At 41.9% G+C, this 16,069-nt stretch carries 15 protein-coding genes; 9 read left to right on the top strand and 6 right to left on the bottom strand.

Annotated elements, in window-relative coordinates:
• The first annotated feature begins 6 nt into the window (after window positions 1–6).
• The 7 genes from arsS (at window position 7) to AC1F2U_RS14235 (ending at window position 5,171) form a co-directional block, all read left to right on the top strand.
• On the top strand, window positions 7–1,014 hold the full coding sequence (gene arsS / locus AC1F2U_RS14265) for an arsenosugar biosynthesis radical SAM (seleno)protein ArsS (RefSeq protein WP_480261713.1): 1,008 nt from the start codon (window positions 7–9) through the stop codon (window positions 1,012–1,014).
• A 58-nt stretch (window positions 1,015–1,072) separates the two neighbouring features.
• The gene (locus AC1F2U_RS14260; RefSeq protein WP_480261712.1) at window positions 1,073–1,279 is read left to right on the top strand and encodes a hypothetical protein; all 207 of its coding nucleotides are present in this window, start codon (window positions 1,073–1,075) and stop codon (window positions 1,277–1,279) included.
• A 6-nt stretch (window positions 1,280–1,285) separates the two neighbouring features.
• Entirely contained in the window at window positions 1,286–2,056 is a 771-nt protein-coding gene (locus AC1F2U_RS14255; protein WP_480261711.1) for an SDR family NAD(P)-dependent oxidoreductase, read from the top strand.
• Window positions 2,057–2,106: 50 nt separating this feature from the next.
• Complete coding sequence (locus AC1F2U_RS14250; protein WP_480261710.1) at window positions 2,107–2,436, top strand: hypothetical protein; 330 nt, start codon at window positions 2,107–2,109, stop codon at window positions 2,434–2,436.
• Between the two features lie 96 nt (window positions 2,437–2,532).
• On the top strand, window positions 2,533–2,847 hold the full coding sequence (locus AC1F2U_RS14245; protein ID WP_480261709.1) for a ribbon-helix-helix domain-containing protein: 315 nt from the start codon (window positions 2,533–2,535) through the stop codon (window positions 2,845–2,847).
• A 2-nt stretch (window positions 2,848–2,849) separates the two neighbouring features.
• On the top strand, window positions 2,850–3,035 hold the full coding sequence (locus tag AC1F2U_RS14240; protein ID WP_480261708.1) for a type II toxin-antitoxin system VapC family toxin: 186 nt from the start codon (window positions 2,850–2,852) through the stop codon (window positions 3,033–3,035).
• A 294-nt stretch (window positions 3,036–3,329) separates the two neighbouring features.
• The gene (locus AC1F2U_RS14235) at window positions 3,330–5,171 is read left to right on the top strand and encodes an RNA-binding domain-containing protein (RefSeq protein ID WP_480261707.1); all 1,842 of its coding nucleotides are present in this window, start codon (window positions 3,330–3,332) and stop codon (window positions 5,169–5,171) included.
• 255 nt (window positions 5,172–5,426) lie between these two features.
• Here the strand turns inward: AC1F2U_RS14235 and AC1F2U_RS14230 are convergent, their stop codons facing one another.
• A complete protein-coding gene (locus tag AC1F2U_RS14230; RefSeq protein ID WP_480261706.1) occupies window positions 5,427–6,347 on the bottom strand; it encodes an alpha/beta hydrolase in 921 nt (306 codons plus the stop codon).
• Window positions 6,348–6,652: 305 nt separating this feature from the next.
• Between AC1F2U_RS14230 and AC1F2U_RS14225 the strand changes: the two genes are divergently transcribed.
• On the top strand, window positions 6,653–7,543 hold the full coding sequence (locus tag AC1F2U_RS14225; protein ID WP_480261705.1) for a lysophospholipid acyltransferase family protein: 891 nt from the start codon (window positions 6,653–6,655) through the stop codon (window positions 7,541–7,543).
• Between the two features lie 4 nt (window positions 7,544–7,547).
• Here AC1F2U_RS14225 and AC1F2U_RS14220 read toward each other — a convergent pair whose 3' ends face one another.
• Together AC1F2U_RS14220 and AC1F2U_RS14215 are read right to left on the bottom strand one after the other, a co-directional pair.
• The gene (locus AC1F2U_RS14220) at window positions 7,548–7,844 is read right to left on the bottom strand and encodes a hypothetical protein (protein WP_322713521.1); all 297 of its coding nucleotides are present in this window, start codon (window positions 7,842–7,844) and stop codon (window positions 7,548–7,550) included.
• Between the two features lie 215 nt (window positions 7,845–8,059).
• Complete coding sequence (locus AC1F2U_RS14215) at window positions 8,060–9,700, bottom strand: hypothetical protein (protein WP_480261704.1); 1,641 nt, start codon at window positions 9,698–9,700, stop codon at window positions 8,060–8,062.
• Between the two features lie 87 nt (window positions 9,701–9,787).
• Between AC1F2U_RS14215 and AC1F2U_RS14210 the strand changes: the two genes are divergently transcribed.
• Window positions 9,788–13,168 carry an alpha-mannosidase gene (locus AC1F2U_RS14210; RefSeq protein ID WP_480261703.1) on the top strand — a complete coding sequence of 1,127 codons (3,381 nt, stop codon included), beginning with the start codon at window positions 9,788–9,790 and terminating at the stop codon, window positions 13,166–13,168.
• 335 nt (window positions 13,169–13,503) lie between these two features.
• On the opposite strand, the gene AC1F2U_RS14205 is transcribed toward AC1F2U_RS14210, so the two are convergent.
• From AC1F2U_RS14205 to AC1F2U_RS14195, 3 genes are all read right to left on the bottom strand, one after another.
• Window positions 13,504–13,914: a hypothetical protein gene (locus tag AC1F2U_RS14205; RefSeq protein WP_480261702.1), complete on the bottom strand. Its 411-nt coding sequence runs from the start codon at window positions 13,912–13,914 to the stop codon at window positions 13,504–13,506.
• Window positions 13,915–14,537: 623 nt separating this feature from the next.
• Window positions 14,538–15,089, bottom strand: coding sequence for a DUF2231 domain-containing protein (locus AC1F2U_RS14200; protein ID WP_292729525.1), 552 nt, complete (start codon window positions 15,087–15,089; stop codon window positions 14,538–14,540).
• Between the two features lie 33 nt (window positions 15,090–15,122).
• Window positions 15,123–15,863 (bottom strand): LmeA family phospholipid-binding protein, encoded by a 741-nt coding sequence (locus AC1F2U_RS14195; RefSeq protein ID WP_480261701.1) that lies wholly within the window; start codon window positions 15,861–15,863, stop codon window positions 15,123–15,125.
• Between the last annotated feature and the right edge of the window lie 206 nt (window positions 15,864–16,069).

The following is a 16,069-nucleotide window of genomic DNA, read 5'->3' as shown; positions in this document are numbered from 1 at the left end:
TAACTAATGCAAACTCAAGCAAAAATAATACGAGATACAGCAGTCACAGCCTTTAAAAACAAACTCAGTTCACCTTTGACAAAAAAAGGAATCACTGTTTTACAAATTAATTTAGGTAAGCGTTGTAATCTTGCTTGTACACACTGTCATGTCGAAGCCGGGCCAAAACGTACAGAAGAACTTTCTCCTGAAATTTGCGAACAATTGATTTCAGTAATCCATAAATTTCCCGAAATTAAAATTGTGGATTTGACTGGTGGCGCACCTGAAATGAATTATGGATTTAAGCCACTGGTAGAAGCAGCAAAAGGAACTGGTAAACAAGTCATTGTCCGGTCTAATTTGGCGATTTATTTTGAAGAGGGATTTGGTGATTTACCAGAATACTTTGCTAAACACCAAGTAAGAATTGTGGCTTCTCTACCCTGTTACCTAGCAGATAATGTTGATAAAATGCGCGGTACTGGTGTTTTTGATAGTTCAGTCAAAGCTTTGCAGTGGCTTAACCAACTCGGCTATGGTAAAGACCAAAACTTAATTTTGGACTTGGTTTTTAATCCCCAGTTACCCACCGATGAAAAATTTTCTTTAGCTCCCGAACAGAGCAACCTAGAACGAGATTACAAAATGTTCTTACAAGAACATTTTAATATTGTGTTTAACAACCTCTTCACCTTTACCAATCTACCAGTTGGTAGAACCAAAATGCATTTAGAACGGAAAAAACTGTACGCTAGCTATTTGCAGTTTTTAGAGTCGCATTTTAATCCCAGCACAGTTGAACATTTAATGTGTCGCGATGAACTTTCAATTGACTATCTCGGCAATGTATATGATTGTGACTTTAACCAAATGATGAATTTGCCTGCAAAAACTCGTAATGGTGAAACTTTGACAGTTGGTAAATTGTTAGAAGCTGGCAATTTAGACCCGATCGGTGAGGTACAAACTGCTGCTTATTGCTATGGTTGTACTGCTGGGTGTGGTTCTAGTTGTGGTGGCGCTTTGCTCTAAGAACTAGAGTATTTCTTTTCTGGCCCGATATCTCTGAGGAAGAGTCAGCATTTGTACATTGCTTCGTAGTTCGACACTGTTGACTTGGGCTGTTGAACGCGCACAAACACTTAGTAAACGTTATTTACGTCTAGATTGCGATGATTCGCGTCCGCGCCTGAGAGCAGTATATCAAGGCTTTGGTTTCCGCGATCGCAGCCAGAGACAAATTGGTGCTTATTTTGTCTCTCGCTATGAATATCAAATACCTCCACAAGTTATCTAAATTGATATGTCTTTTATCGATGAAATTAATCCTGTCAATGCTTTGATTGTGGGAGCCAGCCAAGGTATTGGTTTGGGTTTGGTGAAAAAATTGCTACAAGATCGCAGAATAGTTAAAATTTATGCAACTTCTCGTCAACCGGAATCGGCCTTAGAGTTAATAACTCTTACAGACGAATATCCTGAGCGATTAATTTGTGTGGAGATGGATATCACTGACGAGTTACAGATTATTGAAGCTGTTCAAAAAATACATAGACAAGTTGACAAACTGCATTTGGTAGTCAACTGTGTAGGACTGTTACATGAAAATACTTTGCAACCTGAAAAAAGCTTAAGACAGATCAATTCAGAAAATTTGCTGCGCTACTTTCAGACAAATAGTATTGGTGCTGTCTTACTGGCTAAACATTTATTGCCTCTGTTTCGTCATAAAGAACGCAGCGTGTTCGCCACTATTTCTGCTAAATTGGGCAGCATTGGCGATAACCAACTTGGTGGATGGTATGGCTATCGGGCTTCTAAAGCAGCACTCAATATGTTGATGCGAACTGCGGCAATTGAGTATAAAAGAAGTTGTCCGAAAGCATTAATAGTAACATTGCATCCTGGTACAACTGATACGCGTCTTTCTCGTCCTTTCCAGAGAAATGTCCCTGCGGAAAAATTATTTTCAGTGGAACGTACTGTTACCCAATTATTGGCTGTCATCGAACAGCTTCAAGAAGGCGATAGTGGACACCTTTTCTCGTGGGATGGGAGCAGATTGCCTTGGTAACTGCGTTACGCTGATGCTAATGAAACCTACGTTATTTGTAACCTCAGCCTATGAAGTTTTTTGTGCCAGCAGCCAAGGATGATATCAAAGCAGAGCAGGTTTATAGTGCTCTTGCTCAGTCTCTTAAAGCACCAATAACCGAAAAGCGTATTTGGAAGTTACAGTGGCGCGATCGCGAAATTGATATGGAATGCGAGGTAGGAAAAGCTTTACCATCCTCTTACCAAACAGGGAAAGAGCTAGTTCTAGCAATCTTTGCGTGTGAAAACCTTTATAAGATTTGTACTCTTACTCGTGGAGGAGTAAAGGGAGAACCTATTTTGGTTGAAAAAAACTCTCAATCCTCAACAATATATTTTTCGGATAATACAAACAATTGACTCTACATTTGAAGGTGCGATCGCCTGTTTGATAGAAGTAGATGTGATCGCAATGCTAACGTAGTAGATAAAATCGCCCACCAGATATCTTAAGGTATGACTAACATTCAGATTTCCTTACCTGAGTCGATGAAAGTCTTTGTCGAAGAACAAGTAGCTAAAGGCGGTTATAGTTCAGCCAGTGAATATCTTCAAGAGCTAATCTTTCAAGATCAACAGTGCAAAAGCCAAGAAGGAAAATGCGCTCAGTTGATGGCAAAGCTTCAGACACAGGGTCAACTGAACAATGAGGAGTTTGAAGTCGTTGCAGATAAGTTAGCTGACGAATTTGCGCTATGTGTTGGGTCAAATTTAGCAGTGCTGTCAGATTATGCTGTGACTCGTGAGAGTATTTATGAGGATCATCCTTAGCAGTGGTATACCTCATAGACACTAACATCCTACTGCGTTTTGTAGATCGCACTCACCCACTACACCCAATAATACGAACTGCGATCCGAAAACTGCGACGCGATGGGCATACACTGCAAATCACCGTGCAAAACTGCGTTGAGTTTTGGAATGTTGCTACAAGACCAGCAAAAACGGATTTGGCTTAACACCAACAGATGCAGATAGGCTGCTGCGACTGATTGAACGCCTCTTTCCATTGTTGCCTGATATGCCTACTATTTACCCTGAGTGGCGTAAGCTTGTTGTTGCATTCAGTGTGTCAGGTGTCCAAGTGCATGATGCTCGTCTCGTTGCTAATATGAAGGCAAATAGTGTGACGCATATTTTGACATTCAATACTAAAGATTTCATTCGTTATGCGTCTGAAGGAATTGTAGCGGTTGATCCAACAACACTGTAGTTGTTATTTTTCAACATGCGATCGCTAGGATACTATAGGCATGATAACTCCAGAAATACTCATAAAACTCATAGGTGATGGCGAAACTCTGACTGTAGAGTTTAAAAGCGATCGCAAACCACTACCTGAGAATGAATTGGTAGAAGCTGTAGTATGCCTTGCTAACAAGCATGGTGGCAAACTAGTTATTGGTGTGGAGGATGATGGTTGTATAACAGGCTTAAATCAAAAGCTTGCAGAATCTTCTCCAGGTTTGTTGTCTGCTTTGATAGCAAGTAAAACAACACCATCTCTGTCCGTAGAAACGGCAATGATTGATTTGCCTGAAGGACGCGTGGCTGTAATAAACGTACCCACTGCACCGCAATTGGTATCAACAAGCAATGGTCGAACGCTGATACGTCGATTAGATACGCGTGGAAAACCTCAATGCCAACCACTTTATGCGAGTGAAATAGATACTTGGTATGCTGACCGAGGTCAGCGTGATGTGACAGCACGGCTGATAACTGGAACTACCTGGGATGACCTTGATCCACTTGAGTTTGTTCGTCTCCGGCGATTGCTAAGTGAATATCGTGGCGATATATCGCTTCAAGATTTATCTGACCGGGAATTAGCACAAGCTTTGGGTTTTGTACGGGGAGATGATTTAGTACCAACACTTGCGGGTTTACTTGTTATTGGGCGAGAAAGTGTCTTGAGTGAGCAAGTTCCGACGCACGAAGTAGCTTTTCAAGTGTTAAGGGGTCAAGATGTTGCAATCAATGAATTTTATCGCTGGCCTTTGTTGCGCGTTTTTGAGCGCATTATGGAAGCATTTAGCTTACGAAATGAAGAAAATGAATTAACAGTTGACCTCTTTCGTGTAGGTGTTCCAGCTTATGATCCACGTGCATTTCGAGAAGCTGTTAATAATGCACTTACCCACCGCGATTACAATCGTATAGGAGCAGTTCATATTCAGACACACGATGATGCGTTAGTTATTAGAAATCCAGGGGGTTTTGTTGAAGGCATTCAATTGGATTCTTTATTAGTTAGCGGCCCTTTACCAAGAAATCCATTACTCGCTGATATCTTCAAGCGAATAGGTTTGGTAGAACGTACTGGTCGTGGAATTGGACTTATATATTCTGGTCAATTACGCACTGGACATCCACTGCCAGATTATTCCGCTACTACCAATTCAAATGTCATTGTTCGGCTACCTGGTGGAAAAGCTGATTTAGATTTTGTGAAAATTATTTTAGCTGAGGAGAGGCGACTAAAACGGCTGCTTACCTTGGATGAACTAATACTCCTCAATTATCTTAGGCAAGAAGGAGAAATAAATATCGTTGAAGCAGGGCGTCTGACTCAAAAAGGAGAGTCCAATGCTCGCCGCGTCCTTGAAGAATTGATGGAGAATGGTTTGGTAGAGCGAATCAAGACTGCACGGCAACGAGAGTACCATCTTAGTGCCTCAGTTTATCGCCAAATGGGTCGTCCAGCAGCATACGTTCGCCGTCGTGGTTTTGAAGAACTACAGATGGAACAGATGATTGTGCAATACATAAGTAAGCATGAACGTATTACACGAACACAAACAGCTGAGTTATGCCGCATCAATGGTGGACAAGCGACCTACTTACTGAGTAAACTTGCCCGTCGAGGACTGCTATGCCAAATGGGGATTGGAGGACGTAGTGCTTACTATATCTTGACCAAAGATGTCAAAGTACCTGTAGACTTAATTGAAGATGCCAAACAACATACAACCTTGACCCAAGATATAGATATACCTGCAAGCGATGACTCCAAAGTAACTTCTTTAAAACCCTCTGATGCAAAACCGCAGCCTGAGCAGAAAGAGCCAATACAGCTTAAGCTTGATTTGTAAATAATACCAACTCCAACTTCACCGTATTTGCTATAAAAACATCTTAAGCCTTGAAAATTTTTAGACTTTTGTTGAATTCTAATTCATCATCTTGGGTCAACAGTCTTACAACAATATTCGTATCAACTGCGACTATGCAATAAATTCTCTATACCTTGGCATATTGCATTATTCATATCCTCAAGCTTTGGGACTACGACACGCTACGCCTATGCATTGCTTGACGATAGAGTAATCAAGCCTCTGTACTGAAAGCTAAAAACTGGGAAACTCTAACTCACCACTTCCCCTTCCTAACTGCGCTGTTTCAGGTGCTAGATGTCGCTCTAACCAATCTTCCAAATCAGCCATTACCTCCCGATAATTGAGGTCACGCTGAATTTCGTGATAAGCTTCTGGATACTCGATTCTCAGCTTATCTGTATACTTTACCCGTTGGCAAAAGATGTCGCTTCCGCCTGGCAAAGCCACTCGGTCTGCGCCACCGTGCAAAATCAACAATGGTAATTGCCAATCACCTGCGTGAGCATTAATCCAATCAACTGTTGCAAAGAATTCTGTAGCTAGACGGGCAGTAGCAAGGGTATGTCGCATTGTATCCTGAGCGATCGCAGCTACAACCTGCGGATCTCGTGAAGCAGTACTGGTGTCAATGCCTGTATTCAGGGTGAAACGCGGCCACACCCGTGAGAGCATTTTTCCTAAAAGTACCCGAATCGGTGAAACCCCAACTTTCCCCAAGGTTGGCGCAAGAGCGATCGCTCCCTGCAATAATGATGCTTGTTGGGGATAGCGCAGAATGTAATCTAAGACAATCACCCCGCCTAAACTGTGACCCAAGAGAAAAACTGGACATCCAGGATTCTGAGTCTGAATTAACTGTAAAAAAGCTCCCAAGTCTTCACGAAACTCACTCCAAGCGTTGATATAGCCTTGCTGACCTGGTGAGCGTCCATGACCGCGCAAATCTAAGGCGTAGATAGTGTATTGCTTGGGTATCAACTGCTCAATTACATTACTGTAGCGATCGCTATGCGCTCCAAGTCCATGCACAATAGCTAATATTGCCCGGACTTTACCCTCTGGATGCCAGCTTTGGTAATACAGTTCAAGTCCTCCAACACCTGGAAATCTGCCTTCTTTACGAGAAGCTAGGCGATCGCTACGGTCAATCATCTGGTTAATTTTTTACGTATTTTCCCAACAAGCTACTAAAAAGTTAACATCTAATAGAGTAATTAGAGTTAATTGAGTTACTCTCATGTAGTTAAAATATCCTGAAAATGATTCCACAACTTCTAACCGTGGGTTGGTTAATAATATAACCTCAAGAATTACGATTATTTTATGAATTCAAAGAGGGTGTTATCAAAAGTTATTCTAGGGAATCTGTTCGGCAAGACCTAGCTGATGGGGTAACTTCCAATTCAAAATCTAGCCATCAGCAGGAAGATAATACACAATTAGAAACTTTGCCACCCTTGAGTGCTGCTGCAATCAAGCGAGTAAAAGAGGGTGTAGCTGCGGCTAGCGATCGCGCTGTTCGCCAGATGATCGAAAAAACTCTCAATCGTCTCGAAGCCATTAGTCAAGGGCATTTTGAATCTAGAGCAAACTCAGGGCTGCGTCGCTTTGTAATGCGATCGCTTATCCATTCCTTTTTCAAAGTAACGGTCGAACACCTCGACAGGATACCTCAGAAACCTGCAATTCTAGCAGTCAACCATCTCCACCACATCGATCCTTTACTCCTCCTAGCTGAACTCCCTACCCAACCTTACTATTACATCCTGGGCGATGCTCGTACCCTCTATAACAAGTGGTGGAAGCGCTTCATCCTGGATTTTGCAGGAGGCGTGATTCCTTTGGAACGGGTGTGGAAAGAAGAAATTGCTGTCATAGAAGCGGCTAAAGCAGGAAGGCAAGATTTAGTTGAGCTAGCCGCAGCAATTAAACAGACAGTACCCACAGGGGAAGACATGCATACACTGCGACAGATAGACCGGATTATTCTGGCAATTTTGACTCGTGGGGATGGGATGATTCTCTTTCCTGAAGGAAGACTAGGAACTGCTGAAGCTCAATTGCATCTTCCCTTAAAACGCGGGACGGTAATTTATGCCTTGCGGGCTGGTGTACCGATTATTCCAGTTGCGCTGATTGGAACTCACGATCTCTATTTGGGAAAAGAGTTAACAATTCGGGTAGGCGAACCGTTACACTTTCCCCAAAAAACTAGACCAAAGCGCCAGGAAGTAGACATTGCTTTGGAAAAATTGCAAAATGCAATGCTGGCTTTGTTGCCAACCGATTACCCCGAACCAACCGGATTAAAGCTGTTACGTTATTTACTCAATCATATATTGTGGTAAGAAATTATTTTTCTAAAAAGTTTGTAACTTTGAAATTTGATGTTCCCTCCCAACAGTGGTTCAAAAATGCACTTACCTGGGCATCTGCTGAATCAGCTGATTCCCTAGATGCATTAAATTGCACTGCTGTCACAATATATTCAAAGATAATTACAAACTGCTTTTGGGGTGAAATTCTTTCGACTACAATTGTTTCACCTATCTTAGGGATTTGAGGCAGATTTACCACAAACGTCTCAATTTTCGGTTTATCTAATGGATTTTTGAAATTGAAGTATTTACAGTAAACAATAATTTTCACTTAGACAGCCACCAATAACATTATAGATAATCTTGATTATCCTTAACTTGAAAAATTGTTACTATTATAATAGTTTATTCAAAAATATCTGCCAGCTTATACAAATTATCCAAAATTAGGCTACAGATATAAACCTGGAAACCTAGATGCAATCTGACAAGTCTTAATCACGAATTACAAATTACGAATTACGAATTACGAATTACGAATTAGTATTATTTCCCTTGCCACAGCTGCCGCAACGACTGAAAAATCTTGACAAATCTCTCTTCTAGCCAGACCATAACATAATCAAGCCATTCCAAAAGTTGCTCTAAGGGGTGCTTTTCATAGCCAGTTAAAGTTGCTTTCGTTTCTATCCAGTCTGGCTGCGCCTCAACTTGACTGCTTTGGTGAAACTGTGGTTTCAACATTTCCCCGTTACGACTCTCGCTTTTAGTTTGGGAAATACCGGTTTGAGTTTGTTTTACAAAGGCGACTTTTCCAGATGTTTTTTGACTTGAGGCGAGATTACTACTTGGTTGTTTTCTTTGTACCAAACCAGATCCGAATTTAGGTTGTTTTACACTCAAATTATTTTGTGGAAAATGCCTTATTGATAAACTTGGGGCTAAAGCAGGATTTTTCCTCCCAGAAAGTGTAACTGGCTTGTCAGCAACGGTTTCGGTGTTACCAAATAAATCATTCCACGTTAGCCAAGGATCGTTTGTGAAATCCTGGTTCTCTCCCAGAGGGCTTTTGGATAAGGCTTTTCTAAAGCGTGACGAAAAGAGTTTACCTGGCAATTTCTCATTACTAATTGTTGTCTCAAGTGTTTTTCTATTACCAACACCAAAAAAGTAATTCAGCGCCGCCTCAATCAAAGCCTGAAAATTCTGTGAATGAGTTTCTAAACCATCAGCGTTAGGGGCAATTTCTCCTTTGGCAGCTAATTGCTCTTTGCCATAAAGAAATATGTTTAACTGAGTTTGGGCAACTTGGACAATTTCCTGGCTGCGTTCTTGCACTGGGACTAAAGCATTCGATTCCAACTTAGCAACGGCTATATCTAGAAATGCTAAAAATCTATCTGTATTGAGTAAATTTTTTGGTATACCCTCAGCTAAAACTGGAATTTTAGCTGGATTTACGTCAGTGAGTTTTGCTAATAATCGGTCAATTTGTGGTAATAGCTGCGTTTCTTTTTTAGCTATAATGAAACGCCAGGACTGCCAGTAATTAGCAACTTCGTTAATAATTCGGTCTTCTAATTTTGCCTGTTGTTCGGGTGTTAAGATATCTAGAATTTCATTGTCGGCAGTAACAAGTACTAAATTTCGATTCATCAAATTTGTGGCAATTCCTCGCACTATTGGCAGACGCTGTTGAAGGGCATTGTCTAATTGTGAAGGGTTGAGACTGACAGCTTGATTAGCCGTAATATTTGATGATTGAGTAAGACTAGAGTTATTTTCAACCAATTTCAGCCGAAAAACTCCCAATAAAGCCAAGGGATTGAAATGTGCAGATGCTTTCGTAGGAGTGGAGGCGGGTTCATCTGATGACAGGTAATTGACTGCCTCTAGTACGTTTTGAATGGGACTATCAGCATTAGGTAGAGTTTCAGGCTGAAAATCGGTATCATTTGGTTGTAACTTTAATCTAGTTTGTGGTTCTTTAGTATGTAGCGTTTTCCCAGATGATTCAGATGACTGAAACAGTAGATACACTGGGTAAAGTAGTACCTCGACACCCCACTTAGTGGCGACTTGCAAATGCCGGAAGGTGTGTTCCCACTGTTGTGTCACCCGCCGAGATTGCTGGTGGACAAAGTTAAATAGTCTGCTTTGATAACGACCAGAGGAACCAGAAGACATAGTAGTAATTTTTTAGTTCAAGTCTTGTTAAGTTGTGAGACTCGCGCCAAACAATAAAAACGACCAACACCTCATCTTAGCGAATATATGACCCCGACTGTCTCTCAATCCCAGACCAAATTTATCTCACAAGCAATTGAGCAACTGCGCTCTTTTTGTCAAGTTAATCTTCAGTCTACGTGGCTGTATCAGGAATCTGACCTAGTTATTACTGATGTTGTAGCTGCTGATTTGTCTTATTGGCAACCTGTCCAGTTGAATGCTAAAGAACATATTGCTTGGACGGGCGGGAAAAAAGTGCTATGGCTAGTGCAAAGATTAGTGGTTCCCCAAGATTTACACGGTTATCCCTTGGCGGGGTTGTCTTTGCGGCTGGCGCTGGTTTGGTGGGCGGATTCTGCTGAGATTTATGTAAATGGCGAGTTAGTGCTGGAGGGTGATTTATTTGATTGTTCGCCGAGAGTGCTTCTCAGTCAGGGGGTGACGCCAGGGGAAGAATTCACTGTGGCTTTGCGGTTAGTGAGTCCGGGACATTGTGATGGTGCTTTAGTGCGATCGCTCCTAGTTTATGAGTCTTATGTTGATAATAATCCCGATCCGGGTTTTGTGGCTGATGAGTTAGCTGTGGTGCAACTTTATTTGGAAAAATTTGCGCTGGAGAGGTTGGATGTTTTGGCGGCGATGGTGGGGGAGGTTACGAACCACAGAGGCGCAGAGGACACCGAGGAAGAGTTAGTAAGATCGTTTTTGTCCCTACGCCAAAACCTAATTCAATCCGACCTCTTAGCCCCCCTGCTTTTGAAGGGGGGTTGGGGGGATCAAAAATCTAAAATTTTTTTACTGGGTCATGCTCACTTAGATTTAGCATGGCTATGGCCTGTGAGTGAAACTTGGAATGCGGCGCAAAATACTTTTGAGTCGGTTCTGAAGTTGCAAGCAGATTTTCCTGAGTTAATTTTCTGTCATTCAAGTCCCGCACTTTATGCTTGGATTGAAGAACATCGCCCGGATTTGTTTAGGGCAATTCAAGCACAGGTAGCCGCCGGACGTTGGGAAGTTGTCGGCGGAATGTGGGTGGAACCTGAACTCAACCTAATTGCAGGTGAATCAATAGTCCGTCAGTTATTGTATGGTCAGCGCTATATCCAGGAGAAATTTGGCAAGTTTTCAACTGTAGAATGGGTTCCAGATTCTTTTGGTTTCTGTGCAACTTTACCGCAGTTTTTCGCTAATGCCGGAATTGAGTATTTTGTGACGCAGAAGTTGCGGTGGAATGATACTACTAAATTTGATTATGGGGCTTTTTGGTGGCGATCGCCTGATGGCAGTGAAGTCTTTAGTTTGATGTCTGCACCCATCGGTGAAGCTATAGACCCAGTTAAAATGGCAACTTATGCTCTTGAATGGCAAACTCAAACTGGTTTACCAGAATCCCTCTGGCTTCCCGGTGTCGGCGACCACGGCGGCGGCCCCACCCGTGATATGTTAGAAACCGCCCAACGCTGGCAAAAGTCACCTTTCTTCCCAGACTTAGAATTTACGACGGCTGAAAAGTATTTACAGCAAATCAGTAAAGGAGGCAGGAGACAGGTGGTCACTGAGCGTAGTCGAAGTGAGGCAGGAGGCAGGAGGCAGGAGGCAGAAGTCAGAAGGCAGGTGGTCACTGAGCGACTTGCCTTGAGCGAAGTCGAAAGGAGTCGAAGTGAGGCAGAAGACAGTAGTGATGATTCTCTGTCATTCCCTACTTGGAATGACGAACTATACTTAGAATTTCATCGCGGTTGCTACACTACCCACGCAGATCAAAAACGCTGGAATCGTCGTTGTGAAAATTTATTATATCAAGCTGAACTATTTGCTACCTTGGCAACTGTAAGCTGTGGTATGACATATCCTAAAGCAGAAATCGAAGCAGCTTGGAAGCAGGTGTTATTTCAACAGTTTCACGATATTTTACCTGGCTCTTCAATTACCCAAGTTTACACAGATGCGTTGCCCCAATGGCAGCAAGTGGAAGAAGTGGGAACGAAAATATTACAAGAATCACTTTTAGCGATCGCATCTCACATTACCCTATCAGAACCACCAAAACCCGATAGTCTGCCTATTTTTGTTTTCAATTCTCTCAATTGGCAACGTTCTGAGGTAATCTCTGTAGCCTTACCCACACCACCAACAAATACCCAAGGATGGCAGATTTACGATGCTTCTGGAAACCAGCTAGTCTCCCAATTATCTGAACCATCAACCATACTATTTCTCGCTACCGAAATTCCCCCCGTAGGCTACCGCATATTTTGGCTTTCCCCTTCACTCTCCACTACAGACGAGATTAATCGCGTCTCTCCCTCATCTCCCCCACTTTTCCCAGACTGGATTTTAGAAAATGAATTCTTGCGAGTTGTTATAGATCCTGACACCGGAGATTTATCAAGTGTTTTTGACAAAACTTATCAGCGAGAAGTTTTGAGTGGGGCGGGGAATCAACTGCAAGCTTTTAAAGACAGTGGGCAATATTGGGATGCTTGGAATATAGACCCCAATTATGCTCAACATCCCTTACCCTCAACAAATCTTCAATCTATTCAGTGGTTAGAACAAGGCCCGGTGCAAAGTCGTGTGCGCGTGGTGCGTCAGTTGGGTGAATCGGAATTTTGCCAAGACTATATTCTGCAAGCTGGTTCACCTCTGCTGAACATTGCTACAACTGTCAATTGGCAAGAAAATCATGTATTAGTGAAAGCTGCTTTTCCTCTAAATATTGAAGCCGACTTTGCTACTTATGAAATTCCCTGTGGCGCGATTCGCCGTCCAACTAAACCGCAAACCCCCGCAGAACAAGCAAAATGGGAAGTTCCTGCTTTGCGTTGGGCTGATTTAACAGCAGAAGACACACACACAGATACCGCAATCCAAAATCGTTATGGTGTCAGTTTGCTCAATGATTGTAAATACGGTTATGACAGCAAACCAAATCAACTCCGCCTAACACTGCTACGCAGTTCTAATTGGCCAGACTCAAAAGCTGACCGAGGTTTTCACGAGTTCAAATATACCTTGTATCCTCATGCTGATAGTTGGGAATCAGCCCATACAGTACGGCGTGGCTATGAATTGAATATACCGTTGCAAGTGATATTCAATTGGCCGCTGGCTCAACCCTCCGCTACTGGCACTATTGAAGGAGTAAGTTTCCTAGATTTATCAGCTGAAAATTTAATTTTGATGGCCTTGAAGCCATCTGAAGACGATCCACAGCAGTTAATTCTGCGATGTTATGAATCTCACGGAGAAACAGCCGAGTTATCTTTGCAAAGTGATTTAGGGTTAAATCTTGGAAATACAGTAGATTTATTAGAGCGCTCTGACAGTACTGAATTTTCATCTCAGCAACAAATCTTGATGATACAACCTTGGAAAATCGCCAATTTCAAGGTGATACCAGCGATTAATCCCAGGCTGGAGTGAGCCACTATAGTTAATGGTTAGTGATTAATAGAACAACTACTAACCATTAGACATCTGGTGAAATTAAATATGTGCTATTCAAAACCCTTGTAGAGATTTACCAGCACTGCATCTCTACATTCTTTTTCACCAGATATCCTATTAACAATTGGCCTATTTGTATCACCATTCCTCAATAGACATCTTTAAAAACTAATTATCTGCCTTATCCGAAATCCTTAGTAGGCAAAATTCATGTAGCTGGAGCCTTCCCATAGCACTTTCTGGAAGCAAGCTACGCGCAGCCTTTCGGTTAAGAGAAGGGTATTATGTCTACGTAGTTTTCACTGCTATCTCTAATAGCGTCGGCGGATAATCTGGTATCGTCCGTAGGGCTGCCGTCGTTCTATAATCTGGCGTTCTCCAAAACGCTGCCGTCGTTGGATTCTCTCGTATCGTCCGTAGGGCTGCCGTCGTTGGATTCTCTCGTATCGTCCATAAGGCTGCCGTCGTTGGATTCTCTGGTATCGTCCGTAGGGCTGCCGTCGTCGGATTATCTGCCGTCGTCTGTTCTGGTATCTTCTTGACCACCGTTGAGCAATCAAAACCTCTCCGGTTTTATTTCCAACCAGGTTGGCATCTGGCGCAACGCTCTGTTCATTCAGAACATTACTTAGAGAAATATCTTTCGCTTCAGCTAATGAGGGCGGAGACACAAAGGCAAATAGCAACACTGCTATTGAGGATAGTTTCCTGAAACCTTTCATGTTTTTGCTTCTCTAAACTTTCGGTAATAACTTTATTAAAACACTTTAAAGTCTGAAAATTAGCGATCGCGCATTTTTTTAAACTTAATTTAGTATGAAATTCAATATTGCAATTTCACCCTTTTGTATAATTGCAATTTTTATAAGTTTGTGTATATAAATAGTTAGTATTTAACAGGATGTATTTTTTTTACCACATAGATAAAGTATACAGTTATTAATTAAACAAGCTATATTTTTTATTGTTAGATGGGTTCAAAAGCCTTACTGAGCAAGGAAAATATCCTCCCAACTTTTAATTTAGAAAAGCTTTAGATCGGACTTATTTCGATTCCACAAGATGTATCAAAACTGTATCAAATACAAACGATAACTGCTAAATATTCTTAGCGGAAGCTGTAAATAATAATCTGTGACTGGATTTGTAGCTTCAGGCAACTATCTTGTTAAGTGCTGCGTTTTCCTATCTTCATGCCTCACTTCTCTACAAGAGGCTGCACTTCTCTACGAGACGCTGCGCGTAGCTTGCTTCCACGAAGTGGTACGACTACGCTCTGTTACCACTTGCTTTCTGCCTCCTGTCTGATTGTTGAGCGTAGTCGAAACACTGCCTTACACATCCTTTAAGGATATCTTCTGCTACCTCCACCCACTACACCAATTTTGTGGCGATAAGAGAGTTCAGCACCGAACCAACCAGAAGCACTGGTTAGCGTACCGACAACAAGCGAGATTAACAGTCCCCAAGGTACGATTCGGGATTCAGCGTCACCCAAGCGTAGGAGAAAGTTAACGAGTGATAAAACTAGTATAGAAACGTTAAGTATCAAATGCGTCCAACCGGCGGTGCGCTTGCGGACTCGTTCAATTTTCACAAAGTCGCTCAGACCGATCGCAGATGCAAGGATGCCTCCACCTAATCCAAGTCCGATTAACCATAGCGAAGCCCTAGCCCAAAAGAAATCGCCAGTTAACCAATAACCAATGTCACTTCCCAAGGCAGCAGCTAAAAATGCTATGGGAAAGATCACGCTCAAGGGGTGTAGGGGATGTCCGGCGATCGCAACTGTACTGGGTACACCAGTATCACGATACTCACTGTCGTTACTTTCAATAACTGGTGGAATATTTGGAAAAGGTGTTGAACCTGTTTGCGTTGTTTCTGTAGTTTCCATTATTAGTATCCTGAATTTATGAACGTTACATTTTTAAGCTGAAGGAATTTTTTCCACATAAGCTTCAGCCTGTAGGATTAGTTTGCCTACTTCTACTTTTAGTTGGTTGACTTGCAGACTCATGCCATCTAAATCAAAGTTACTTAGATTCAAAATTTCGCTAGTTTGATCGATCAAAGCTTTTGTCAACTCTGGCGATATTTCCTCACTTTCGCCATACTCGACATTTTCCAAAGCAACACTTTTTCCATTACTGCTAATTCTGGGGACTGCGGAAAAAGCAACTTGCTGATTTTCACCAGCTTCTACTAATTTTATGCTGGCATTTAGTGCTACTTTCTCATTACCCGGTAATCGAAAATCTACATTTTGAGGTTCAATAGTCGTCAGTTGTCCGTTAATATGTATTTTTTGACTTTGCAGTTGCGATCGCACATATTCTGAGTTGAAAGCACGATTGATATCAGCTTCGGTTAACACAACTTGTGCATTAGCTTCAGTTGGTTTAGTTAGTTCAATTTTACCAAAAGCCACACTTAGAGGATTAATGGCAACATTAGTCATTTGCATTTCCAATTCCTCCATACGGAGGTCTTTCTGCATAACTAAACCTTCACCTTCAATCGTGACTTCATCCACCTCTCCCTGAACCAGTTTCAGCGGGTCTGTCTTGATGTCTACATCTAAATTTTCGACTTCATCTAATTGACTAGATAATCCTATTTCTGCCGCTTTATTGAGCGCTTGCTCTCCTAATCCAGGATTGTCTGCCATTATCTAAATTAACTCCTAGTTTAAAGCACATCCTTGAGTAAATTTAATAAACTAACAGCAGAGTTTTATCTATCTGGCGATGGAATATAGATTTAAACGTTGTCTATCTAATTTCAAATTTCAAATTTTAATTTTACCTCCGTACCCTTTTTATCCTTTATGACCTCTGCACTTGGAGCGATTTGTTATAAAATTGACACAATCCC

The sequence above is a fragment of the Nostoc sp. LEGE 12454 genome, from assembly GCF_056620565.1.
The sequence above is the reverse complement of the archived record's forward strand: the minus strand, read 5'-3'. Positions and strand labels throughout refer to the sequence as shown.

Excerpts from the sequence above, each read along its gene's own strand:
- arsS (WP_480261713.1), top strand. The coding sequence starts at position 7 with ATGCAAACTCAAGCAAAAATAATACGAGATACAGCAGTCACAGCCTTT.
- AC1F2U_RS14255 (WP_480261711.1), top strand. The coding sequence starts at position 1,286 with ATGTCTTTTATCGATGAAATTAATCCTGTCAATGCTTTGATTGTGGGA.
- AC1F2U_RS14250 (WP_480261710.1), top strand. The coding sequence starts at position 2,107 with ATGAAGTTTTTTGTGCCAGCAGCCAAGGATGATATCAAAGCAGAGCAG.
- AC1F2U_RS14245 (WP_480261709.1), top strand. The coding sequence starts at position 2,533 with ATGACTAACATTCAGATTTCCTTACCTGAGTCGATGAAAGTCTTTGTC.
- AC1F2U_RS14235 (WP_480261707.1), top strand. The coding sequence starts at position 3,330 with ATGATAACTCCAGAAATACTCATAAAACTCATAGGTGATGGCGAAACT.
- AC1F2U_RS14230 (WP_480261706.1), bottom strand. The coding sequence starts at position 6,347 with ATGATTGACCGTAGCGATCGCCTAGCTTCTCGTAAAGAAGGCAGATTT.
- AC1F2U_RS14215 (WP_480261704.1), bottom strand. The coding sequence starts at position 9,700 with ATGTCTTCTGGTTCCTCTGGTCGTTATCAAAGCAGACTATTTAACTTT.
- AC1F2U_RS14210 (WP_480261703.1), top strand. The coding sequence starts at position 9,788 with ATGACCCCGACTGTCTCTCAATCCCAGACCAAATTTATCTCACAAGCA.
- AC1F2U_RS14205 (WP_480261702.1), bottom strand. The coding sequence starts at position 13,914 with ATGAAAGGTTTCAGGAAACTATCCTCAATAGCAGTGTTGCTATTTGCC.
- AC1F2U_RS14200 (WP_292729525.1), bottom strand. The coding sequence starts at position 15,089 with ATGGAAACTACAGAAACAACGCAAACAGGTTCAACACCTTTTCCAAAT.
- AC1F2U_RS14195 (WP_480261701.1), bottom strand. The coding sequence starts at position 15,863 with ATGGCAGACAATCCTGGATTAGGAGAGCAAGCGCTCAATAAAGCGGCA.